Consider the following 23212-nt stretch of genomic DNA (forward strand, 5'->3'; position numbering starts at 1 on the left):
CTGATACACGTTCGTCTCTTTGTGTCAACCTAGCCACCGCGGCGGGCGGCCGCAAATGAGCGGTGCCCCGCGTCAGGCTCCAGATCAGGGGCAGTGATCTGGGAAAACGCGGCATTCGGGGGGATCCACAAGGCGGAGCCGATCTATCATGCAGTCCAGAATGGGCACCGAGACCAGCACCGACGGAGTCGAGTCGATCACCGATCTCGACCGCACCATCCTGGACACCGCACGCGCGGTTTTCGAGACCTACGGTGTCCGGCGGGCGAACATCGAAGACGTCGCCACCCGGGCCGGTGTCAGCCGCAGCACCATCTACCGACGCTTTCCCACCAAGGGCGAGCTGTTCGAACGGGTCGTGCGGCGCGAGGCGGAGTTGTTCTGCGCCGCCCTGAACCAGGCCACCAACGGCCACAACCCGCGTGAGGCGGTGATCGAGGCGTTCACCCTCGGGGTCCGACTCATCCAGGATTCCCCGCTGTACTCGCGGATAGCCGAAAGCGAGCCGGAGCTATTCGGCATGTTTTCCCGCTCCCACGTCTTCCCGATCGGCCAATTCGCCGACGGCATCGCCCACACGCTGCGTCGCTGCGGCGCCGATGCTCCCGACGCCGACCTCGCCAACATCGCCGACATCCTGCTGCGTGTTGCCGTTGGCATCATCATGTTTCCCACCGAGCGTCTCGATACCTCGGATGACGCCGCGGTCCGCGAGTACGCCGCCCGCTATCTGATTCCGATCATTACGTTGTAGCCGTGTCGCAGGCGCCCCGAACTCCCCGGACTCGCTACGCCAGGTGCGGCGACTTGGACATCGCCTACCAGGTGATCGGGGATCATCCGATCGACCTGCTCGTCATACCGGGGGCCTCGATTCCGGTCGACACCATCGATTCCGAACCGTCGATGTACCGCTTTCACCGCCGTCTGGCGTCGTTTTCCCGCCTGATCCGGTTCGACCATCGCGGCGTCGGCCTGTCATCGCGGGTATCGTCGCCGGATGCGCTCGGCCCGAGGTTCTGGGCCGAGGATGCGATTGCGGTGATGGACGCGGCCGGATGCCAGCAAGCCACGATTCTTGCCTCCGGGTTCACCGCGACGACCGCCCTGGTGCTGGCCGCCGACTATCCCGAGCGGGTGCGCAGCCTGGTGCTCATCAACGCCTCCGCGCGGACACTGCATGCGCCCGACTACGAACTGGGCATCAGGTCCAACACCGCCGAACCATTCCTCACCCTCGGAACCAATCCCGACGCGGTCGAGCAGGGGTTCGACGTGCTGCGCATCATGGCGCCCAGCGTGGCCCATGACGACGCGTTCCGCGACTGGTGGGATCTGGCCGGAAACCGGGCGGCCTCGCCCAGCACGGCGCGGGCCTTCATCAACGCGGTTCAAGCCTCGGATGCGCGCGACTCGCTGCCCCACATCACCGCGCCGACGCTGATCCTGCATCGGGTGGGCACCAAGTTCGTTCCGGCCGAGCACGGCCGCTATCTGGCCGAGCACATTGCCGGGTCGCGCTTGGTCGAGCTTCCCGGTTCCGATTCCTTGTATTGGGTCGGCGACACCGCCGCGTTGCTCGACGAGGTCGAGGAGTTCATCACCGGCGTCCGGGGCGGCTTCGTCACCGAGCGGGTACTGACCGCGGTCATGTTCACCGACATCGTCGGCTCGACCCAGCGCGCGGCCACCGCGGGTGACCTGCGCTGGCGCGACCTGCTCGATAACCACGACAACCTGGTCCGCCACGAGATCCAGCGGTTCGGTGGGCGCGAGGTCAATACCGCGGGCGACGGGTTCGTCGCGACGTTCAGCAGCCCGAGTGCGGCAATCAACTGCGCGGACGCCGTCGTCGACGCCGTCGCGGTGCTCGGCATCGAGGTCCGGGTAGGGATTCATGCCGGCGAGGTCGAGGTGCGGGGGGCCGACGTCGCCGGCCTGGCCGTACACATCGGTGCCCGGGTCTGTGCGCTGGCCGGCTCCAGTGAGGTGCTGGTGTCCTCGACGGTGCGTGACATCGTCACCGGCTCGAGCCACAGATTCGCCGAGCGCGGCGAACACGAACTCAAGGGCGTGCCGGGCCGATGGCGGCTTTGTGCGCTGGTCCGGGAGCACCTCACGGGCCAGCGGTAGCGATCTGATCGGCAGCGGTTCGGGGACGGGCTTCGGGCTGGCGATCGACGCCAAAGGGCCGCGGGTCTGCTAGACGCGCGATGACTTGGGTGCGCCGACCACGCGGCTGACCCGTGAATGAATGGCCTGGTGCGCAAGCTCGCGCATCGTGGCGTCCACTCTGAGGACCTCGCTGAAGGCCGCGGCGTCCAGCGACCACAGCACTGAGGGCTGGCTCGCCCGCACCGTGGCCGCCCGCCGCCAGCCGCTGAGCAGAGCGATTTCGCCGAAGTGATCGCCGGCGACCAGCCGCAGCACCAGCTGGCCGTCGACAAACGCTTCGAGTTCACCGGAGTCGACGACGTAGAAGTGTGACGCCGGCTCCCCTTGACGGAACACGATGTCGCCGGACCGCAGCTCGATGCGACGGTACCCGCCGACCGAGAGCAACGGCAGCCTGCCGAGAGCCTGCAGCGGGACATCGATGTTCAGAAACGACTGCACGATGTCGCCCTGGTCGGTCAGCCCGAGATGCGGATGATCGCAGTCGATATCGGCGGCTTCCGCGCTGGCCGCGTAGAGCACCGCCGCCGCCAGCAACGCCATGGTCAGCGACATGGACTCGTCACCGCACATTGCCGAGCCGTCGAAGTTGACCGGAAATCCCGAGTTCAGCAATGTCGCACCGAGCTTGCCGTCGGCGATGCGCAGGTCGGCATGGCAGTTGGGATCCGGAATCGCACGCCGGCGCAACGCGGCGCCCGAGAACTCGCGATCAGACGATGACGCCGACATCAACACCACGCCGGGGCGCAGTAGATCGTGCAACTCGGTGGGCACGCTGGTCGCTCCGGTGGCACCGATGATCACGTCGTAGTCACCGATCGCCTGGGTCAGATCGATCGGGCCCGGGTGGCCCACGCGGGTGTCGTACACATCCACCCGCTCATGACGGGGACGCAGCTGGTCGGCCAGCGCGCTGCCGATCGCTCCCGCACCGGTGATCAGGATGGCGTCACCGCGGTCGAGGCCCTCGATGCGACCGAAGGCGCATCGTGTCACGTTGCCCGCGATTATCGGCGACTCGTAGAGGAGCTTGGCCGACGAGCGGGCGATGTTGACGACGGGAAACCCGAGCGCGCAGTTGGCGATCTTGGCGTAGCCCGCCGACGTCTGCTCGATCCCGACGATGTTGGCCGTGCCGTCGAGTGCGGCACCAGCGGCGGCCAGCAACGAGCCACCGTCGTCGAGCAGCACGACTCGGCCGGCTCGGCCAGCCGCAAGCCGATCCCAGGATTGGGCGAAGAACCGTTCCACATGTCGCGTGTACTCGGTGTCGAAGGATTCGTGGGGCGCGTAGGCGGCGCTGAACTCATCGACGTGAACACCGTCGGCTCGCATGGCATCGGCGACTCCGAGATGAGTCGAGTAACACTTGCCGATCACCGCGACGTTGCGGGGGTCGAGCCCGACCCGAAACAACGAGCGCAGCATCGCATGCGTCGTCTCCAGCAGATGCTGTGCGGCGATGACGACAACGCCGTCCAGGCTGCCACCCCGACGCGACACGATCGCGTCGACTAGCGGAAAAGTGGTGACCTGCGTCACCTTTGGTAAGTTAGCACGCACTTTCGGCCCGCGACGGCGAATCCGGAGCACCGCCATGCCGGCACACACCCGACCGCGACGACTCCCGCCGGTAGTGCCCAGGGCGCCGATTACCGCAACAACCCGCCGGGTGGCCGGTGACGCCTTCGGCCGTTAGCAGGGACCGCTGGGCGTTCCGCGGGCGGGCGTGGTCTCCTGCGTGGGCGGCACCTGCGGGTAAGGCACCCGATACGGGTTGGCCACCGCCGCTCCCCCCAAGGATCCCAATACCGCGTTGGGGACGCATTGGGGCAGCCTGGGCAGCGCGTCGAGCAGCGGAGGATCCAACTTGGGTCGCGATGGGTTCGGCGGGACAGCAAAGTTGAACGCCGAGGTCATATCCTCGGTGACACTGCGTCGCCAAGGGGTCAGGTTGGGCACCGGCACCCCGAACCGTGCCTCGATCAATCGCAACTGCGAGGTGTGGTCGAAGGTGTCGGAGACCACCAGCGGCCCACGGCTATAGGGCGAAATGACGATGCACGGCACGCGATAGCCCAGACCGATCGGCCCCCGGATGCCACCGGAGCCGGACACCGCGTCGATGTCGGGCACCGTGACGTATTCGCCCGGCGTTCCCGGCGGCGCCGTGGGCGGTGTGACGTGATCGAAGAACGAACCGCATTCGTCATAGCTGATGATCAACGCGGTCTTTTCCCACACCGCGGGATTGGACAGCAAAGTCCGCAATATTTTCACAATCGCAACCGCACCGACGTTCACCGGCAGTGCCGGATGCTCGGATTGGATGATGTTGGGGACCACCCAGGAAACCTTCGGCAGCCTGTTGGCTTTCACGTCGAGAACGAAATCCTGAGGGTAGGTGGGGGCGATGCCGAATCGAGCGAGATTCGACCTTGGATCGGCGGTTTGCTTGAAAGCCTGAACCAGGCCGTTGTCGCTGATAGGCGAATTGATGTAGTGCCCGAAAAACTTGTTCTGGTACACCTTCCAACTAATGCCGGCATCCTCGAGATTCTCCGGCATGATGCGCCAGCTGAACGGCTGCAGCGCCCAGGGCTCCGGCGTTGTTGATTAGCAGGCTTGTGAGCTGGGTTGATGATCTTTGGTGCCGCGCTATTGGGGCCGGAGTGTAGGCACGGGCTATCTGGAGAACGATCGAGTTGGTTACTGTTCGTCGTTGGTCTGGAGTTGCCCGTGCCTACCGTTTCAGTATTGCCTGTGTCGTCGGTTCCAGAGGTGTTCGACCGCTGGAGTCCTGGTGAGCGCAGCGAGCTCATCGGATCGGAGTTTCTCGATGTGTTGGCCTCGGTGCCAGACCCGAGGGACCCACGCGGTCGGAGGTATTCGCTGATGGCTTTGTTGGCGATCGCGGTTCTGGCCACTGCCGCGGGGATGCGCGGCTATGCTGGTTTTGCCACATGGGCGGCCACCGCTCCCGATGATGTGTTGGCCCAATTAGGGGTCCGGTTCCGGCGGCCCAGTGAGAAGACCTTCCGCGCTGTTTTGTCTCGGCTAGACCCCGCCGACCTCAACGCCAGGATGGGCAGTTACTTCACTGCACACGTGGCCAGCAGCGACCCCAGTGGATTGGTGCCGATCGCGTTGGACGGCAAGATGCTGCGTGGTGCTTTACGCGCCAAAGCGACAGCCACGCATCTCGTGTCGGTGTTCGCCCACCGTGCCCGATTGGTGCTCGGTCAACTCGCTGTCGCCGAGAAAAGCAATGAAATTCCCTGCGTACGTGCCCTGCTCACGCTGCTGCCGGGTAGCTTGCGGTGGCTGGTCACCGTGGATGCGATGCATACCCAGGTCGTCACCGCGAAGTTGATCTGCGCCACCTTGAAGTCGCACTACCTGATGATCGTCAAGTCCAACCAAGCCAAAATACTTGCGCGTATCACCGCGCTGCCCTGGGCCGAGGTGCCCGCAGCCGCTACCGACGACTCCCGCGGCCACGGCCGTGTCGAGACCCGCACCCTGCAAATCATCACCGCTGCACGAGGAATCGGCTTCCCCTACGCAAAACAAATCATCCGGATCACTCGTGAACGCTTGATCACCGCCATCGACCAGCGCAGCGTGGAGGTGGTCTATGCCATCTGCAGCCTGCCGTTCGAGCACGCCCGCCCTACCGCGATCATGACCTGGATGCGTCAACACTGGGGAATCGAGAACAGCCTGCACTGGATGCGCGACGTCACCTTCGACGAAGACCGTCAAAGGGCACATACCGGAAACGGCGCACAGGTCCTAGCAACGCTACGCAACACCGCGATCAATCTGCACCGCCTCAACGGCGCCGACAACATCGCCGAAGCCTGCCGGATCACCGCTTTGACCGCCAACCGCCGCCTAGACCTCCTCAATCCACAATTCCCCAGCTCACAAGCCTGCTAATCAACAACGCCGGCGCCCTGGGAGTATACGTATTCCGCCAGTTGAAACGGCGCGCCAACTCGCCTGTCGCGCTTATTCTTTGAATTTGTTCGCAGGAACTTAAATTCAATCCCCAAGGGGCCATTGCCATTTCCCCACTGGACGGCTGCCGCGATGAACCCCCAGGCCACTCGGTCCCCCGTCGCGCGCCCTCACCGCATCCGACGAGTTTCCTGGGTGAAAAATCCGATCACCGGCGCGGGAACGGGATCATGCGCAGCCCGTGTGGTTGCACAATAGCCCCGGGTCGTTCACGGACGTGTGCGTTCGGCGCAAGCGACAGGCGCCAGTCACGCAAAGCCGTCGCAGCTGTCACGTGCATTTCCGTGATGGCAAACGAGTCGCCAATGCATTTGTGCTTGCCCATGCCGAAGGGAATGAACATATGCCGCGGCACATGCGCCGAGTTCTCCGATAGCCAGCGGTCCGGTTTGAACGAGAGGGGATCGTCATACACCGTGGATCTCGGTGAATTGCGGTGGGACTGAAGGCCACCTCCGCCCCGGCCGGAATCCGGAACTGTCCGAGTTGAACCTCCCGGACAGCCCGACGCGTCAGGATTGAGTTCGGCGTGTGCAGACGCAACGTCTCATCGACCACCCGTTTCATCAGATCCAGGTCGCGGAGGTTGTCGTGGGTGATGGACTGGTTTGCCAGCTTGTCATCGAGCTCGCGGGCGACCCCGCGCTCGATCTCCGGGTGCCGGTCCAGCTCATAGAAGAGCCAAGACAATGTGGTGGAAGACGTCTCGGTGGCCGCCAGCAAGAGCGTGAGCACTTCGTCTCGCACCTGATCGTCACTCATCGGCCGCCCCGTCTCCTCGTCGCGGGCTTGTAGCAGCATCGCCAGCACACCCTCACGGCCTTCGCCGGTGGTTCGACAAGCGGAAATGAGTTGCGTGACAAGGTCGCGGACATCAGTGATCGCACTCCGGAACCGGCGGTTGACCGGAATGGGCAACCGCGCGAGCCAGTCGAACGGGTACAACGTCTGCCAGATGACCCCTTGGTTGATACCGGTCAGCGCCCGCTCGACCCGTGACACCGCAGATCCGCCGAGATCGGTGTGAAACAAGCCCCGACAGACCACCGCCAGTGCCATCGTGTGTATTTCGTGGGTCACCTCGATCGGCACACCTGGCCGCCACGCCCGCGACAATGTCTGCGCGGCATCGGCCATGACCTCTGCATATCGGGGGGTTTGCCGATGATGGAAGGCGGGCTGAAGTAACCGTCGCTGACAGCGGTGGAACTCTCCGTCGGAGACGAGCAACCCTTGCCCAAGTGCCTTGCCGGCGCGCTCGAATACCGCGCCGCGCGTGAAGCACTCGGACTGGGAGACCAGCATGTCTCGTACCAGATCGTGGGAGGTGACCAGATAGGAAGGACGTGGGCCCAGATAGATGGTGACGACATCGGCCACTGAGCGCAGCCGTGCCAAGTACCCCAGCGGGTCACGAGCCAACGCACCCAGATGCCCCAGGCCCGGCAGCCGCCCCGGGGCAACGGGGGGTGTGCGCAGAGTTGGCGAACCGGCAACCGTCATCTCGGTCCTCCGCGGGAAAACAGCGCACCCACGCGCGTGCCATCTCCAGCCATCGACGCCAGGCGCTGGGCACCCCAAAGCCCTTCTGGCAGTTGAGCAAACGATCGGCTCATGGAGCCCGACGCTAACATGGGGACTCGGGAATTTTAAGTGTCTCGATGCAGCTCCCCACAAAATTGAGTCATTTGACTCAACCCGCTGTCAGACCAGCTAGCCCCGCCGCCGATCCACCAAACCCACCCCGCGGTCAAATCCTTCCCGTCCCCAGACGCCTTGTCCGACGGCCTACCGGATCCGCCGTCGCCGCCCGCGCTGGTCCATGCGGTAGCGGCCTTCCCCCCAGCCCACCGGACCCGTCGGGCCGTCGATGTGGCCGCAGGGGGTTACCCGGGTGCGCGATGTCTTCGATGCTGCGCCCGACACGTTTGAGTCATCTGACTGATCCCGCTAGGTCGGCTAGGTGCGACTCTTGGCATGTCTTCGCTATCAGGGGGGGCCACGGGGGCAAGGAGCAGTAAATGGAAAATGCCCGGGCACCAGTGATGTTCATCCGTGGGCTTTGGCCGGCCGAGTCTGTGGCTCGACGAGGCTTCCCGCCTGCACCCCCTTCCTCGCCACCGGCGGACGACCCGGCACATTCGGCCCCAGGGAGCGCCGTTCCCTAGTCGGTGCGGCGAGGGAACTGCCGGGTAGCACGCTTCACGCATCGCGTTCTGGTGGATGGCCGGTTGGCGCTACAGCTCGGAAAGCCAGCTGTTTCTGCCAAAAGTGCTGTCGACAAATAGCTTTCAGTTGATCTCACAGCGCTCAATACATGCTGAGGCTGTATGGGCCTAGCGACATGCGATGCCAGGAGGCCGTGGATGTCGGTCTCTACAACACACGTTGGCGAGGCACCTCGCGCTGGAATGGCCGTCTTGAGACGTTCTCAGCGTGAGTGTGAACCGTTCCTGCGGAATATAATTGGGTCGTCGGCCGAGCCGTTGGCCACGATGGCCCGATACCACTTCGGCTGGTGGGATGCCAACGGGCGCGACGCGGCAGGTACCTCGGGTAAGTCGCTGCGGGCCGCTCTTGCCTTCGGGGCGGCCCGGGCCTGCGGAGATGCTCGCGAAGCCGCCCCCGCGGCGGCAGCCGTGGAGCTGATTCACAACTTCACGCTGCTTCACGACGATGTGATGGACGGTGATTCGACCCGCAGGGGCAGGGCAACTGTATGGCGGGTATGGGGAGTGAATAACGCGATCCTGCTGGGAGATGCGCTACATGCCCTGGCGATCCGGACGCTTACCGACTCGCTTGGGCAGGGGGTGGCCGTGAACGCGATCACCCGTCTGGAGCAAACGTGCCTCGACCTGTGTGTGGGCCAGCACCAGGATTGCTCATTTGAGCGATGCGCGACCGTAACAGTGCCGGATTACTTGCGGATGGCGGCCGGAAAGACCGCCGTGTTGATGGCGTGTGCGTGCGCATTGGGTGCGGTAAGCGCCCGCGCGGACGCGGCGACCGTAGCCGCGGTGGAACGGTTTGGTTACGAGCTCGGCCTGGCGTTTCAGATAGTGGACGATCTGATTGGCATCTGGGGGGACCCTGCCCGGACCGGAAAACCGGTCGGCAGTGATCTGGCCAGTCGCAAGGCGACCTCACCGATCGTTGTAGCGCTTAGCTCTGACTGCGAAGCGGCCCTCGAACTGGCAAGGCTGTACAGGTCCGACCACGCCATGACCCACCGTGAGGTTGTTCATGCTGCCGAACTCGTAGAGACCGCGGGCGGCAGGCAGGCCGCGCAGCACTTTGCCGATGAACGGATGCGCGCCGCGATCGCGGCGCTACCCGAATCAATGAGATGCAGTGAGCTCGTGGCATTGGCGCAGCTGGTGATCGATCGGGACAAGTGAGGTGTGTCGACGATGCCTACCTCGATTCCCACCGCGCCCGCCGCGTTGCCACTACTCGGCCATACCTTGCCGCTGCTGCGTAACCCGTTGTCGTTCTTGCTGTCGTTGCCCGCCCGAGGCGACCTGGTGCGCATCCGAATCGGGCCGGCCACCGCCGTGGTGGCGTGCACGGCGGCACTCACCCACGAAATCCTCTGTGATGACCGAATTTTCGACAAGGGCGGCATCTTCTTTGACCGGTTCCGAGAGATGCTGGGCGATGGTCTGGGCACCTGCCCCCGTAGCCAACACCGGCGGCAGCGGCGCCTTCTGCAACCGGCCTTCCATACGCAGCGGTTGCCTGGTTATGCGCAGACCATTTCCACTCAGGTGGCCGCGACCGTCGGGCGCTGGCAGAACGGCCAGATCATCGATGTACCCGCGGAGATGATGGCGATCACCGGCCGGACCCTGCTCACCACGATGTTCTCGAATAGCCTCCCTAGCCCGGCATTGCGCCAGGCACTCGATGACCTGACCGCCATTTTCGCGGTCCTGTACTGGCGGATGCTGACGCCGCCACCGCTGGATCGGCTGCCCACCGTCGGCAACCGTCGCTATCATCGCGCCAGCGCTCGGCTACGCCATACCATCGGTTCGGCGGTTGCCGGCCGCCGAGCAGCCGGCGTCGACCGTGGCGACCTTCTCTCGGCGATCCTGGCCTCGCATGAAGTCGGCAGCAGCACAGTAGCTTTCACCGATACCGAGGTCATCGACCAGATCGTCTCGTTTTTCATTGCTGGGACCGAGACCACTGCCCTTACGGTGGCCTGGGCGCTGTACTTACTGGCCGAACATCCCGCCATCGAGCAACGCGTGCACGCCGAGATCGATCCGGTCCTGGCGGGCAGGGCGGCTACCCACGCCGACCTGCCTCGGCTAAGGCTGGTCAACAGGATCGTCACCGAGACCCTGCGCCTTTATCCGCCCGGGTGGATCATCAGCCGCGTGGCCACCGCCGATGTCTACCTCGGTGGGCATCGGATACCGGCCGGGGCGACGGTCATCTTCAGCCCGTACCTGATCCACCATCGTCCCGATCTCTATGCCGAGCCCGACCGCTTCGACCCGGACCGATGGCTACCCGAGCGTGCCCGGGCTATCGGCCGCAACACCTATATCCCATTCGGCGGCGGGGCCCGCAAGCGCATCGGCGACAACTTCGGCACCACAGAGGCGGCACTCGCCCTGGCGACCATTGCCGCCAACTGGCGGATGCAGCGCCTTCCCGGCCTGCCGGTCCGCCCGGCCGTGGCGGCGTCACTGCGCCCACGCAATCTCGCTTTGCGTGTCACCGCACGTACGGCCGACCGAACTCCTGGCGAACCCGGCCGGCGTCTAACAAGCCACGAAATCGGTTGAGCCGGAGGTGTCCGTGACCGCCATTTGCGAATTCGTCTTACTCGATATCTGCTGTCCTTTTCCCACCGCCTTTACTCACTCTCGTCATCCGGCAGCGACCGAAGTAGAGCTGGCCATGACGAGCGCGCTACCCGAAGACGGCAACACTCTGATTCGGCGCTCCGTCTCAGGCATTCATCTCGTGGATCATGCCGGGCGCCTGTATCCCGACGTGACCACAGCGGGGTTGCACACCGTCACCTGGTACTTTCTGCTCTTCTCCGTGCTTGATGAGTACTCCGAACAGCAAGACGGTGGCGGGCAGACTTTCAACCCCGAGACGCTACGTCACATTCACCGCACGGCCCTTCGGCTGCTGGATCAACCCGACGCGTCCAGCGACGATGATCTCGATATCACTCGAATTGTTCGGCCGTTGAGGCGATTTCTGAACGCCCTGGGCGATCGGAATGCGCGCAAAAACTTTCGCAACGCGTTCGAAAGGTCCCTGCAAGCGCGGATATGGGAACTCGATCACCTCCGAACCGCCAGTATTCCCTCCCTGGCGGTGTATCCCCGGTTGCGGCGGCAGAGCTCGATGGCTGTTCCTTTGCTCGAGCTTCATCCGGTGCTTTTCGGGCTGCCGGCTCTGTCCGTTCGCTGGACCATCCCGCAATCCGACAACTCCGCACGATGCTGCTCAACTGTGTGTTGTGGAGCAATGACCTGCTTTCGCTCGCAAAGGAGCTACGCGACGGGTCTTGCATGAATCTGGCCCTGGTCTTACAGAAAGACCGCGGGTGCGCACTACAGCAAGCCGTTGACGAGGTTGCATGGCTGATCGAGCGAGAAACCCTTGCCTATCTTGACCTCAAAGGGCAACTCCCTCGGATAGGCATTGGTTCATCGCAGGAATTGGCCTCCGTCACAGCGCTTCTCGATCGCGAAGAACGCTGGCACGCCGACTCCATCGAATGGCATAGCTGCCCGCGCTATCAAGCCGGCCCGTCGCAGCGGCGATAGCACGGCGGCGCGACATCAGTTGATCGGTCAAATACCCACCACGATTGGAGACCAACGATGACGATCGGCATCCGGGACACGACCGAAGCCCGCGACATCCGAGCCGCGGGGTGGGCAGCCATCATGGCAATCATCCCCGGAATCGTGGTGAACTTCCTGACTGGCACCCCGCTGGAACCTTATCCAAGTTGGGCCTGGACCGACGAGCGGATCGCCGGCTATTTCGCCGGTCAGCAGTCGGCCATCGCCGCACAGATCTTTCTCGCCAATGCCGGGTTTGTACTACTGCTATGGGCAGTCGCCGGGGTGAAACGAGCGGTGCTCACCAATACCCGTCCATCGCTATACACCGACCTGATCATCCCGTCCGCCGCCATGGCGACCGTCGCGCTGCTGGCCGGCAATGGCCTGTACTGGACCGCCGGCCTGCGCGGCCTCTCGTCGGAGTTCACAAGATTCGCTTGCGATTTACTCATTCCCTTCGGCTACATCGGATCCCTGGTCAGTCTGGCGATCACACTGTTCTGCGCGGGCATTGCGATGCGTCGCAGCGCCGTTTTCCCCAAGTGGCTGGCGGTCGCCACACCCTGGACGGCCATCCCGCTGGCCAGCGCCCAATTCTTCTTGTTGGCCGATACCGGACCGGCGGCGCCCATCAGCCTGATCAGCTTGATCCCGTACCTCTTGCTGTACCTCTGGCTGGCGACCACCGGCATCGCCATGTTGCGCCGCAGCGTCCCGATCACGCCCGGCACCCAGGGCTCCGGCGTTGTTGATTAGCAGGCTTGTGAGCTGGGTTGATGATCTTTGGTGCCGCGCTATTGGGGCCGGAGTGTAGGCACGGGCTATCTGGAGAACGATCGAGTTGGTTACTGTTCGTCGTTGGTCTGGAGTTGCCCGTGCCTACCGTTTCAGTATTGCCTGTGTCGTCGGTTCCAGAGGTGTTCGACCGCTGGAGTCCTGGTGAGCGCAGCGAGCTCATCGGATCGGAGTTTCTCGATGTGTTGGCCTCGGTGCCAGACCCGAGGGACCCACGCGGTCGGAGGTATTCGCTGATGGCTTTGTTGGCGATCGCGGTTCTGGCCACTGCCGCGGGGATGCGCGGCTATGCTGGTTTTGCCACATGGGCGGCCACCGCTCCCGATGATGTGTTGGCCCAATTAGGGGTCCGGTTCCGGCGGCCCAGTGAGAAGACCTTCCGCGCTGTTTTGTCTCGGCTAGACCCCGCCGACCTCAACGCCAGGATGGGCAGTTACTTCACTGCACACGTGGCCAGCAGCGACCCCAGTGGATTGGTGCCGATCGCGTTGGACGGCAAGATGCTGCGTGGTGCTTTACGCGCCAAAGCGACAGCCACGCATCTCGTGTCGGTGTTCGCCCACCGTGCCCGATTGGTGCTCGGTCAACTCGCTGTCGCCGAGAAAAGCAATGAAATTCCCTGTGTACGTGCCCTGCTCACGCTGCTGCCGGGTAGCTTGCGGTGGCTGGTCACCGTGGATGCGATGCATACCCAGGTCGTCACCGCGAAGTTGATCTGCGCCACCTTGAAGTCGCACTACCTGATGATCGTCAAGTCCAACCAAGCCAAAATACTTGCGCGTATCACCGCGCTGCCCTGGGCCGAGGTGCCCGCAGCCGCTACCGACGACTCCCGCGGCCACGGCCGTGTCGAGACCCGCACCCTGCAAATCATCACCGCTGCACGAGGAATCGGCTTCCCCTACGCAAAACAAATCATCCGGATCACTCGTGAACGCTTGGTCACCGCCACCGACCAGCGCAGCGTGGAGGTGGTCTATGCCATCTGCAGCCTGCCGTTCGAGCACGCCCGCCCTACCGCGATCATGACCTGGATGCGTCAACACTGGGGAATCGAGAACAGCCTGCACTGGATACGCGACGTCACCTTCGACGAAGACCGTCAAAGGGCACATACCGGAAACGGCGCACAGGTCCTAGCAACGCTACGCAACACTGCGATCAATCTGCACCGCCTCAACGGCGCCGACAACATCGCCGAAGCCTGCCGGATCACCGCTTTGACCGCCAACCGCCGCCTAGACCTCCTCAATCCACAATTCCCCAGCTCACAAGCCTGCTAATCAACAACGCCGGAGCCCTGGCCCGGCACCGATCTCCGGGCCGACGTGGCAGCGATAGGCAAACAGGGCGGCTGACGCAGTCCCGGCAGATCTCAGACTCCCCGAAAACCCCAACACCGGCACTTTGGAGAATGACATGGCGACGCACATTCAGCGAGCAATAGGGTATCTCACCGAACAGCACGCATTGGGTTATCCAAACGCCGTACACAAGATGGGGTCCTATTCCACGGCGAAGTTTGTTCAACTCGCCGCCGATCATCTTGACCTCACCGCGGATCAGGTGCACAGATTCTCCACATTCACCTGTGAGAACAAGGCGTTCCACGTGGCAATGATCACCGATGCCCTGCAAGATGCTCTCGACGCCGGCCACTCGGAATGCCAAGCCATGGTGGACGAGAACATCGATTACCTACTCGGCTGCCGGGATGAAATTTCTTGGCGCTATTTCCCCGGCTTCGAGCCATTGCCCTACGACGCCGACAGCCTTGGGCAAATGACGCAAGTGCTCGTTCGAGCAGGCAAAGCGACGCCCGAAACCTTAGCGGACGCGTTCAAGCTTGCAGCCCTCAACGCATGGGAGGACGGCCCGATAAGCACCTTTTTCGCGACCGACCCCGAAGACAGAATCGTCATCAACAAGATATGGGGGCGTGGGCGCGACGACACCGGACGTGACGCGGAAGTCGTCGCCAACCTCCTCTACGGCGCGACGCTGTATCAAGACCAGGTAGGCGACTCGCCATTGACCCCACTGCTGGAAATCGCAACCAAATGGTTGACAGTTCAGCAACAACCCATGGGGTTCTGGCGCGCGGCATGGTATGTCGGAACCTCGTACAGCACCTACGTCGTAGTGCGCCAGCTGGTGGCCGCGAGCGGCCACCAGTCATCAGTTGATCGTGCCGTCCGATTACTCCGGCAGGCGCCGGCGCCCGATCCGCTCAATCGTGCGCTGGCAATGCTGGCGATCACCGCGGCAAACTGCGCACCCGACCGCCACGACGCGTCGCTCCTGCACGACACCCAGTTTCACGACGGCTCCTGGGAAGCCATCCCCCTACTCGATAACCACGCACGGATCTGGGGAAGCCGAGCGGTCAGCACCGCCATCTGCCTCAAGGCATTGCTGCGGCAGGAGTCTCAATGACCACCGTCAACCCCTCATCGCGTTCGCGACCGCGCCCGCTCGCAGACGAGTCGGCAGCCACCACCGTTCTGTTGGCCTCGCCACGTTCGTTCTGCGCCGGCGTACACCGGGCGATAGAAGCGGTCGAGCGTGTGCTCGACCGTGCTACCGGGCCGGTGTACGTACGCAAGCAGATCGTGCACAACCGCACGGTGGTCGCCGAACTACAAGACCGCGGAGCAATTTTCGTTGACGAGCTCGATGAGATTCCCGATCCTCCCGCACCGGGTGCCGTCGTGGTCTTCTCCGCACATGGCGTCTCCCCGGCAGTACGCGCGGCCGCCAACGGGCGCGGACTCGAGGTCGTTGACGCCACCTGCCCGCTGGTCACAAAGGTTCATGCGGAAGCCGCGCGGTTCGCCTGGCGCGGCGATACCGTGCTATTGATCGGCCACCTTGGACATGAAGAGACCGACGGCACCCTCGGAGTTGCCCCGAATTCAATGTTGTTGGTGCAGAATGCCGATGACGTGACGGAACTGAATCTTCCCGAAGACGCCCAAGTGTCTTACCTAACTCAGACGACGCTGGCGGTGGACGAAACCACCGACGTCATTGACGCGCTGCGCAAACGGTTCCCAAACTTGCAGAACCGCCTACGAAGATATCTGCTACGCGACAACGAATCGGCAGCGGGCGGTTGAGGCTATTGTCCGGCGGTGCGATGCGCTGTTGGTGGTTGGGTCACAGAACTCGTCGAACTCGCAGCGGTTGGTCGAACTGGCGCGGCGCCGAGGCACCCCCGCATACCTCATCGACGGCCCCACCGATATCGACCCGCACTGGTTGGACTCGACGGCCACGATCGGCACCACGGCCGGCGCTTCGGCTCCACCCCGGCTGGTTGAGCAAGTGATCGATGCGCTGCGCTTGCGCGGGCCGATCAATGTGGTCGAAAGCCCGGTCACAACCGAATCGGTGCGCTTCGCCCTGCCGCCAAAAGTACGAGTCCCGTGAGCATCACCATGCGTGCCGATCGAGCCGACCTGCTTTCACTCATCAATGGTCCGCAGAATGTCCAGGCACTGCCCGCCGACCAATTACCGTTGTTGGCCGCGCAGATCCGTCGACGCATGATCGAGACGGTGGCCAGCACCGGGGGCCACCTCGGCGCGGGACTGGGTACCGTCGAGTTGATCATCGCCCTGCACCGGGTGTTTTCCTCGCCACGTGACATCGTGGTGTTCGATACCGGACATCAAACATACCCGCACAAACTGCTCACCGGTCGCGGCGACCAGTTTGTCACCCTGCGCCAACCCGGTGGCTTATCGGGATATCCCAGCCGCAGCGAATCCCACCATGATTGGGTCGAAAATTCGCATGCATCGGTGAGTTTGGCGTGGGTGGACGGCATTGCCAAAGCCTTGGCCCTGCAGGGGCGAGGTGATCGCCGTGTCGTGAGCGTGATTGGCGACGGCGCTTTTACCGGTGGAGTGGCATGGGAGGGCCTGAACAATCTGGGCGGCGCCGACCGCGCCGTGATCATTGTGCTCAACGACAACGGGCGCTCATACGATCCCACGATTGGCGCGGTAGCCACTCACCTGCAGGCGCTGCGCCATGGCGTCAGCTCAGGGCCCAAGCTGTTCGAAACATTGGGCTTTACCTACATCGGCCCCACGGACGGGCACGACGTCGAATCGATTTGTTCGGCGCTGCGGCAAGCGGCCGCACTGGACAAGCCCGTTGTCGTCCACACTGTCACCGCGAAGGGACGCGGCTACCCACCGGCCGAAGCGGATGAGAGCGACCGCATGCATGCCTGCGGTGTCATCGAGGTAGCCACCGGCCGGCCGGCCAAACCCACTGCAGCAAGCTGGACCGACGTATTCGAGCAAGAGCTCGTCCGAATCGCCGACGAACGGACCGATGTCGTCGGTATGACCGCGGCGATGCGGCTGCCGGCCGGCCTCGGCGCGTTGTCACGCAAATACCCCGACCGGGTTTTCGACTCCGGCATCGCCGAACAACACCTCTTGGCGTGTGCCGCGGGCCTGGCCAGCGCGGGCGCACATCCCGTCGTGGCACTGTATTCCACGTTCTTACATCGAGCCTTCGACCAGTTGCTATTCGACGTCGGACTGCACCAGCTCCCCGTGACCTTGGTCCTCGACAGAGCCGGGATAACCGGACCCGACGGCGCCAGCCATCACGGGATGTGGGACTTGGCGCTGCTGACGAATGTGCCCGGCTTGCGTGTCGCCTGCCCCCGTGACGCAGTAAGGCTGCGCCAGCAGCTGCGTGTCGCGATCGACGACACGTCACCGAACGCGCTGCGATACCCAAAAGGAGTGCCCGACAACGATATCCCTGCGGTGGGCCAGATTGACGGGGTCGATGTCCTTTTCGCCGGCGGGAAACCCGATCGCGACGTGCTGCTGATCGCCGTGGGTGTCATGGCGCACCCCTGTGTCGACGCCGCAGAGCGCCTTGCTGCGGCCGGGGTCGGGGTCAGCGTTGTCGATCCTGGCTGGGTGTGGCCGCTGAACCCGGCGCTCACCGAGCTTGCCCACCAACACCGCATCACCGTATGTGTCGAGGACGGGGTCGCCGACGCAGGGATCGGCTCACGCCTCAACCACCAGATCGGGTGGCTGAGCCCCCGGACCCGCACCCTTGTCCTGGGGCTGCCGCGCGACTACATCGCGCACGCGGGCCGCGACCAGATCCTTACTGAATGTGGGTTGTCCGGTTCCGCAATCAGCGCGGCATGCCAGTCGGCGCTGGCCGCGGACTCACCCGGCAGCCATGACAGATCCGAACCGCTGGATCCATTGGCGCCCTCCCCTCTGGAGACACCATGACCATTGGTCTGGGCATCCCCGCACCGCCCGCTCCTCGGCTAGCGCCGCGACGCGTGACTCGCCAACTGATGGTCGGCAATGTCGGTATCGGGAGCGACTATCCCGTTGCGGTGCAGTCGATGACGACCACCAATACTCACGATGTCAACGCAACTCTGCAGCAGATCGCAGAGCTGGCCGCCGCCGGCTGCAACATTGTGCGGGTAGCGTGCCCATGACAAGAAGACGCCGATGCCTTACCGCAGATCGTCAAGCACAGTCACATTCCGGTCATCGCGGACATCCATTTCCAGCCGAAATACATCTTCGCCGCGATCGACGCCGGCTGCGCCGCGGTGCGGGTAAACCCGGGCAACATCAAGGAATTCGATAGCCGGGTAAAAGAAGTGGCCAAGGCTGCGGCGGACACCGGCATCCCGATCCGCATCGGCGTCAACGCCGGCTCGCTGGGCAAGCGAATCATCCAGAGGTACGGCAAAGCGACCCCCGAGGCGCTGGTCGAGAGCGCGCTGTGGGAAGCATCGCTGTTTGAGGAGCACGGCTTCGGTGATATCAAGATCAGCGTCAAGCACCATGACCCGGTCGTTATGGTGGCCGCGTACCAGCTTTTGGCGACGCAGTGCGACTATCCACTTCACCTTGGGGTCACCGAGGCCGGGCCTGCGTTCCAGGGCACGATCAAGTCGGCGGTCGCGTTCGGCGCCCTGCTCTCCAGCGGCATCGGCGACACCATCCGGGTTTCGCTGTCGGCCCCACCTATCGAAGAGGTCAAGGTCGGCACCCAAATCCTCGAGTCACTGAACCTGCGCCCGCGATCGCTGGAGATCGTCTCGTGCCCGTCCTGTGGGCGCGCGCAGGTTGACGTCTACAGACTGGCAAATGAAGTCAGCGCGGGCCTAGACGGTCTTGGCGCTCCGCTGCGCGTGGCGGTGATGGGTTGTGTAGTCAACGGTCCCGGTGAGGCACGCGAGGCGGACCTGGGCGTCGCCTCCGGAAACGGCAAGGGGCAGATATTCGTCAAGGGCGAGGTGATCAAGACCGTGCCGGAGTCGCAGATCGTTGAGACGTTGATTGAGCAGGCATTGCGAATCGCCGAAGAGCGGGCCTCCGAGACCGAATGCACCGATCTCGTCGGTACACCGGTCGTGAGTGAGGTCTGAATGGAGGGCAATGAGCGGTTCGTTCCCCGGCTGGCGCCGTTGACCTTGGCGGTGAAAAGCCTTGCCAACCCACAGATTATTTACAACGCGAAAGCACAAGGTGTGCGTGCCGAACGCACCGAAGCGGGAGTGGTGACACTGTACCGTCGCGATGACCTGATGCGGATCAACCGTCATCCGGCGGTACTGGGCCCGGGTGGTCGCGGGGGGAATTTCGGCAACGACAATCCCCTGATCCCGTTGGAGATAGATGGTGAGGAACACAAGAAGTGGCGACGGCTGTTAGATCCGCTCTTCGCGCCCAAGCAGATGTCACGGTTGGAAGCCGCTGTTCGCAACCGTGCCGCGCAACTGGTCGACGGCTTTGCCGGCCAGACTAGCGCCGAACTGTATCAGGCCTACTGCGCGCCGCTGCCATGCTTTACGTTTCTGGAGCTCCTCGGCGCTCCCCTCGAAGACATTGAGTTCTTCACGGCATTCAAAAACGGCGTGTTGCATCCGCAAGGGGAGACCCGCGAGGAGATCCAGGCCAACCAGGCCGCTGCCGGGGCCATGCTGCTGGAGTACTTCACCAGGCTCGTGGCCCGACAACGTGCCGAAGGAGCTCAGGGCGAGGAAGTGCTCGCGGTGTTGTTGCGCTCACGGATCGACGGCCAACCGTTGGCCGATGCGGAACTGTTCAACATCATCCATCTGCTGATATTCGCTGGCTTGGACACGGTCACCGCGTCCATGTCGTGCATCCTGGCCTGGCTGGGCCAACACCCGCACGAGCGCCGTCGCCTGGTCGAGGACACCGCACGGATCCCGGCTGCGATCCAGGAGCTGATGCGCTACGAATCGCCGGCGCCCAGCGGCATCCGCTACGCCACAGCCGACATCGACCTCGGCGACGGGCTGACAATCCGGGCGGGAGAAGCGATCCACGTCAGCTGGGCGGCTGCCAACGTAGATCCCACCGCCCATCCGGATCCCCTGCACGTGGACTTCGACCGCGCCCGGTTCCACCACCTCGCCTTCGGCAGCGGCATCCACCGCTGTCTCGGATCGCATCTGGCGCGACTCGAATTACGGGTCGCTCTAGAAGAATTCTTGGCTCGCATTCCCGACTACGCGGTGGACACGGCCGGGCTGGTCTACGACAACGTGTCGGTGCGCACCGTGCAGCATCTGCGCATCACCTTCAACGCCAACACCCCATCGCCAGTTGATCCATCTCAACGCCATGCCTTCATGGCTCCGCTGACGGGGCAGCGGGACAGCGTCTTGGAAAGGAACGGCCATGAACACCGATGACATGATCTTGATCAGCGTCGATGACCACATCGTCGAGCCGCCCGATATGTTCGATAACCATCTGCCCGCGAAGTATCTGCGGGACGCGCCGCGGCTGGTGCGTAATCCAGACGGCTCCGACGTATGGAAGTTCCGTGACAGCGTGATCCCCAATCCGGCGCTCAACGCGGGAGCCGGGCGGCCGAAGGAGGAATACGGCCTGGAGCCGCAGGGTCTGGACGAGATTCGGCCCGGTTGCTATCAGGTGGACGAACGGGTCAAGGATATGAATGCCCGGGGGCATCCTGGCCTCGATTTGTTTTCCCTCCTTCCCAGGATTTGCCGGCCGGCGGTTCGCGACCGACGATCCGGATTTTTCGTTGGCATTGATACAGGCCTATAACGACTGGCATATCGACCAATGGTGCGGGGCATATCCGGTACGGTTCATCCCCATGGCGTTGCCGGTCATCTGGGATGCGCAGGCGTGCGCGACAGAGGTGCGGCGGGTCTCGAAGAAGGGCGTGCACGCGCTGACGTTCACCGCGAATCCCGCGACGATGGGTTACCCCAGCTTTCACAACGACTACTGGAATCCACTATGGAAAGCGCTGTGCGACACCAACACCGTGATGAACATCCACTTCGGATCCTCCGGCAACCTGGTGACGACAGCACCCGACGCACCGATAGATGTGTTAATGACTCTAGGGCCGATGAACATTGTGCAGGCGGCCGCGGATCTGTTGTGGTCCAGACCGATCAAGGACTACCCGGACCTCAAGATCGGGTTGTCCGAGGGCGGCACAGGGCTCCGGCGTTGTTGATTAGCAGGCTTGTGGGCTGGGTTGATGATCTTTGGTGCCGCGCTATTGGGGCCGGAGTGTAGGCACGGGCTATCTGGAGAACGATCGAGTTGGTTACTGTTCGTCGTTGGTCTGGAGTTGCCCGTGCCTACCGTTTCAGTATTGCCTGTGTCGTCGGTTCCAGAGGTGTTCGACCGCTGGAGTCCTGGTGGGCGCAGCGAGCTCATCGGATCGGAGTTTCTCGATGTGTTGGCCTCGGTGCCAGACCCGAGGGACCCACGCGGTCGGAGGTATTCGCTGATGGCTTTGTTGGCGATCGCGGTTCTGGCCACTGCCGCGGGGATGCGCGGCTATGCTGGTTTTGCCACATGGGCGGCCACCGCTCCCGATGATGTGTTGACCCAATTAGGGGTCCGGTTCCGGCGGCCCAGTGAGAAGACCTTCCGTGCTGTTTTGTCTCGGCTAGACCCCGCCGACCTCAACGCCAGGATGGGCAGTTACTTCACTGCACACGTGGCCAGCAGCGACCCCAGCGGATTGGTGCCGATCGCGTTGGACGGCAAGATGCTGCGTGGTGCTTTACGCGCCAAAGCGACAGCCACGCATCTCGTGTCGGTGTTCGCCCACCGTGCCCGATTGGTGCTCGGTCAACTCGCTGTCGCCGAGAAAAGCAATGAAATTCCCTGCGTACGTGCCCTGCTCACGCTGCTGCCGGGTAGCTTGCGGTGGCTGGTCACCGTGGATGCGATGCATACCCAGGTCGTCACCGCGAAGTTGATCTGCGCCACCTTGAAGTCGCACTACCTGATGATCGTCAAGTCCAACCAAGCCAAAATACTTGCGCGTATCACCGCGCTGCCCTGGGCCGAGGTGCCCGCAGCCGCTACCGACGACTCCCGCGGCCACGGCCGTGTCGAGACCCGCACCCTGCAAATCATCACCACTGCACGAGGAATCGGCTTCCCCTACGCAAAACAAATCATCCGGATCACTCGTGAACGCTTGATCACCACCACCGACCAGCGCAGCGTGGAGGTGGTCTATGCCATCTGCAGCCTGCCGTTCGAGCACGCCCGCCCTACCGCGATCATGACCTGGATGCGTCAACACTGGGGAATCGAGAACAGCCTGCACTGGATACGCGACGTCACCTTCGACGAAGACCGTCAAAGGGCACATACCGGAAACGGCGCACAGGTCCTAGCAACGCTACGCAACACCGCGATCAATCTGCACCGCCTCAACGGCGCCGACAACATCGCCGAAGCCTGCCGGATCACCGCTTTGACCGCCAACCGCCGCCTAGACCTCCTCAATCCACAATTCCCCAGCTCACAATCCTGCTAATCAACAACGCCGGAGCCCTGGAGGGCGGCACGGGCTGGATCCCCTACTTTCTGGAGCGGGCGGACCGCGTGTTTGAAATGCATTCGACGTGGACCCACCAGGACTTCGGCGGCAAGATCCCGTCCGAGGTGTTCCGGGAACATTTCCTGGCATGCTTCATCAGCGATCCGGTGGGTGTCAAGCTGCGCAACATGATCGGCATCGACAACATCGCCTGGGAAGCCGACTACCCACACAGCGATTCGATGTGGCCGGGTGCGCCCGAGGAGCTTGGGGAGGTTTTGACCGCAAACAGCGTGCCTGACCTCGAAGTGGACAAGATGACTCACCTCAACGCGATGCGCTGGTACTCGTTTGACCCGTTTAGCCGCATCCCTCGCGAGCAGGCAACGGTCGGTGCGTTGCGCAAAGCCGCAGCCGGCCATGATGTGTCCACGCGGCCACGTAGCCAACACAAGAGCGGTGAGCGGACCAGCATACTGGTCGAACCGTGATGTCTTGGGCAGCAAACGAATCAG

At 63.4% G+C, this 23212-nt stretch carries 12 protein-coding genes and 7 pseudogenes; 16 read left to right on the forward strand and 3 right to left on the reverse strand.

Features of this window, described 5'->3' with window-relative positions:
* The first annotated feature begins 148 nt into the window (after positions 1-148).
* Together SHTP_RS24735 and SHTP_RS24740 are read left to right on the forward strand one after the other, a co-directional pair.
* Complete coding sequence (locus SHTP_RS24735) at positions 149-754, forward strand: TetR/AcrR family transcriptional regulator (protein ID WP_096372073.1); 606 nt, start codon at positions 149-151, stop codon at positions 752-754.
* Between the two features lie 2 nt (positions 755-756).
* Positions 757-2133 (forward strand): bifunctional lipase/adenylate cyclase LipJ, encoded by a 1377-nt coding sequence (locus tag SHTP_RS24740; protein ID WP_096372074.1) that lies wholly within the window; start codon positions 757-759, stop codon positions 2131-2133.
* Between the two features lie 69 nt (positions 2134-2202).
* Here the strand turns inward: SHTP_RS24740 and SHTP_RS24745 are convergent, their stop codons facing one another.
* Together SHTP_RS24745 and SHTP_RS24750 are read right to left on the reverse strand one after the other, a co-directional pair.
* Complete coding sequence (locus tag SHTP_RS24745; RefSeq protein WP_096372075.1) at positions 2203-3720, reverse strand: cyclic nucleotide-binding domain-containing protein; 1518 nt, start codon at positions 3718-3720, stop codon at positions 2203-2205.
* A 153-nt stretch (positions 3721-3873) separates the two neighbouring features.
* Positions 3874-4770 (reverse strand): annotated as a pseudogene (locus tag SHTP_RS24750) (phospholipase C); the annotation flags it as partial.
* Between the two features lie 147 nt (positions 4771-4917).
* Here SHTP_RS24750 and SHTP_RS24755 point away from each other — a divergent pair.
* The gene (locus SHTP_RS24755; protein WP_420873053.1) at positions 4918-6120 is read left to right on the forward strand and encodes an ISAs1-like element IS2404/ISMul1 family transposase; all 1203 of its coding nucleotides are present in this window, start codon (positions 4918-4920) and stop codon (positions 6118-6120) included.
* Between the two features lie 229 nt (positions 6121-6349).
* On the opposite strand, the pseudogene SHTP_RS24760 reads toward SHTP_RS24755, so the two are convergent.
* Positions 6350-7704: pseudogene (locus SHTP_RS24760) on the reverse strand (cytochrome P450).
* 863 nt (positions 7705-8567) lie between these two features.
* Between SHTP_RS24760 and idsB the strand changes: the two are divergent.
* The 13 genes and pseudogenes from idsB to SHTP_RS24825 form a co-directional block, all read left to right on the forward strand.
* The gene (idsB, locus tag SHTP_RS24765) at positions 8568-9602 is read left to right on the forward strand and encodes a geranylgeranyl diphosphate synthase IdsB (RefSeq protein ID WP_096372653.1); all 1035 of its coding nucleotides are present in this window, start codon (positions 8568-8570) and stop codon (positions 9600-9602) included.
* A 12-nt stretch (positions 9603-9614) separates the two neighbouring features.
* A complete protein-coding gene (locus tag SHTP_RS24770; RefSeq protein ID WP_096372077.1) occupies positions 9615-11003 on the forward strand; it encodes a cytochrome P450 in 1389 nt (462 codons plus the stop codon).
* 115 nt (positions 11004-11118) lie between these two features.
* A pseudogene (locus tag SHTP_RS24775) lies at positions 11119-12005 on the forward strand (terpene synthase family protein).
* 57 nt (positions 12006-12062) lie between these two features.
* Positions 12063-12785: a hypothetical protein gene (locus SHTP_RS24780; protein WP_096372078.1), complete on the forward strand. Its 723-nt coding sequence runs from the start codon at positions 12063-12065 to the stop codon at positions 12783-12785.
* Positions 12786-12904: 119 nt separating this feature from the next.
* On the forward strand, positions 12905-14107 hold the full coding sequence (locus tag SHTP_RS24785; protein WP_420873054.1) for an ISAs1-like element IS2404/ISMul1 family transposase: 1203 nt from the start codon (positions 12905-12907) through the stop codon (positions 14105-14107).
* Positions 14108-14243: 136 nt separating this feature from the next.
* Positions 14244-15260 carry a hypothetical protein gene (locus tag SHTP_RS24790; RefSeq protein WP_096372080.1) on the forward strand — a complete coding sequence of 339 codons (1017 nt, stop codon included), beginning with the start codon at positions 14244-14246 and terminating at the stop codon, positions 15258-15260.
* Positions 15257-16256, forward strand: a pseudogene (gene ispH, locus SHTP_RS24795) (4-hydroxy-3-methylbut-2-enyl diphosphate reductase). Before SHTP_RS24790 ends, ispH begins: the two are co-directional and overlap by 4 nt.
* Before the next feature lie 29 nt (positions 16257-16285).
* Complete coding sequence (locus tag SHTP_RS24800) at positions 16286-18106, forward strand: 1-deoxy-D-xylulose-5-phosphate synthase (RefSeq protein WP_420866681.1); 1821 nt, start codon at positions 16286-16288, stop codon at positions 18104-18106.
* A pseudogene (gene ispG / locus SHTP_RS24805) lies at positions 18103-19266 on the forward strand (flavodoxin-dependent (E)-4-hydroxy-3-methylbut-2-enyl-diphosphate synthase). Before SHTP_RS24800 ends, ispG begins: the two are co-directional and overlap by 4 nt.
* A complete protein-coding gene (locus tag SHTP_RS24810) occupies positions 19267-20562 on the forward strand; it encodes a cytochrome P450 (protein ID WP_096372081.1) in 1296 nt (431 codons plus the stop codon). It begins immediately after the preceding pseudogene.
* Positions 20549-21353 (forward strand): annotated as a pseudogene (locus SHTP_RS24815) (amidohydrolase family protein); the annotation flags it as partial. The gene SHTP_RS24810 and the pseudogene SHTP_RS24815, both read left to right, overlap by 14 nt.
* Positions 21354-21491: 138 nt before the next feature.
* On the forward strand, positions 21492-22694 hold the full coding sequence (locus SHTP_RS24820; RefSeq protein ID WP_420873055.1) for an ISAs1-like element IS2404/ISMul1 family transposase: 1203 nt from the start codon (positions 21492-21494) through the stop codon (positions 22692-22694).
* Positions 22658-23188 (forward strand): annotated as a pseudogene (locus SHTP_RS24825) (amidohydrolase family protein); the annotation flags it as partial. The gene SHTP_RS24820 and the pseudogene SHTP_RS24825, both read left to right, overlap by 37 nt.
* Positions 23189-23212: the final 24 nt, after the last annotated feature.

It is taken from the genome of Mycobacterium ulcerans subsp. shinshuense (assembly GCF_002355775.1).
In the GTDB taxonomy this organism is placed as follows: Bacteria; Actinomycetota; Actinomycetes; order Mycobacteriales; family Mycobacteriaceae; genus Mycobacterium; species Mycobacterium marinum.

Coding starts and splice junctions, on each gene's coding strand:
- SHTP_RS24790 (WP_096372080.1), top strand. CDS start 14,244: ATGGCGACGCACATTCAGCGAGCAATAGGGTATCTCACCGAACAGCAC.
- SHTP_RS24780 (WP_096372078.1), top strand. CDS start 12,063: ATGACGATCGGCATCCGGGACACGACCGAAGCCCGCGACATCCGAGCC.
- idsB (WP_096372653.1), top strand. CDS start 8,568: ATGTCGGTCTCTACAACACACGTTGGCGAGGCACCTCGCGCTGGAATG.
- SHTP_RS24770 (WP_096372077.1), top strand. CDS start 9,615: ATGCCTACCTCGATTCCCACCGCGCCCGCCGCGTTGCCACTACTCGGC.
- SHTP_RS24810 (WP_096372081.1), top strand. CDS start 19,267: ATGGAGGGCAATGAGCGGTTCGTTCCCCGGCTGGCGCCGTTGACCTTG.
- SHTP_RS24735 (WP_096372073.1), top strand. CDS start 149: ATGCAGTCCAGAATGGGCACCGAGACCAGCACCGACGGAGTCGAGTCG.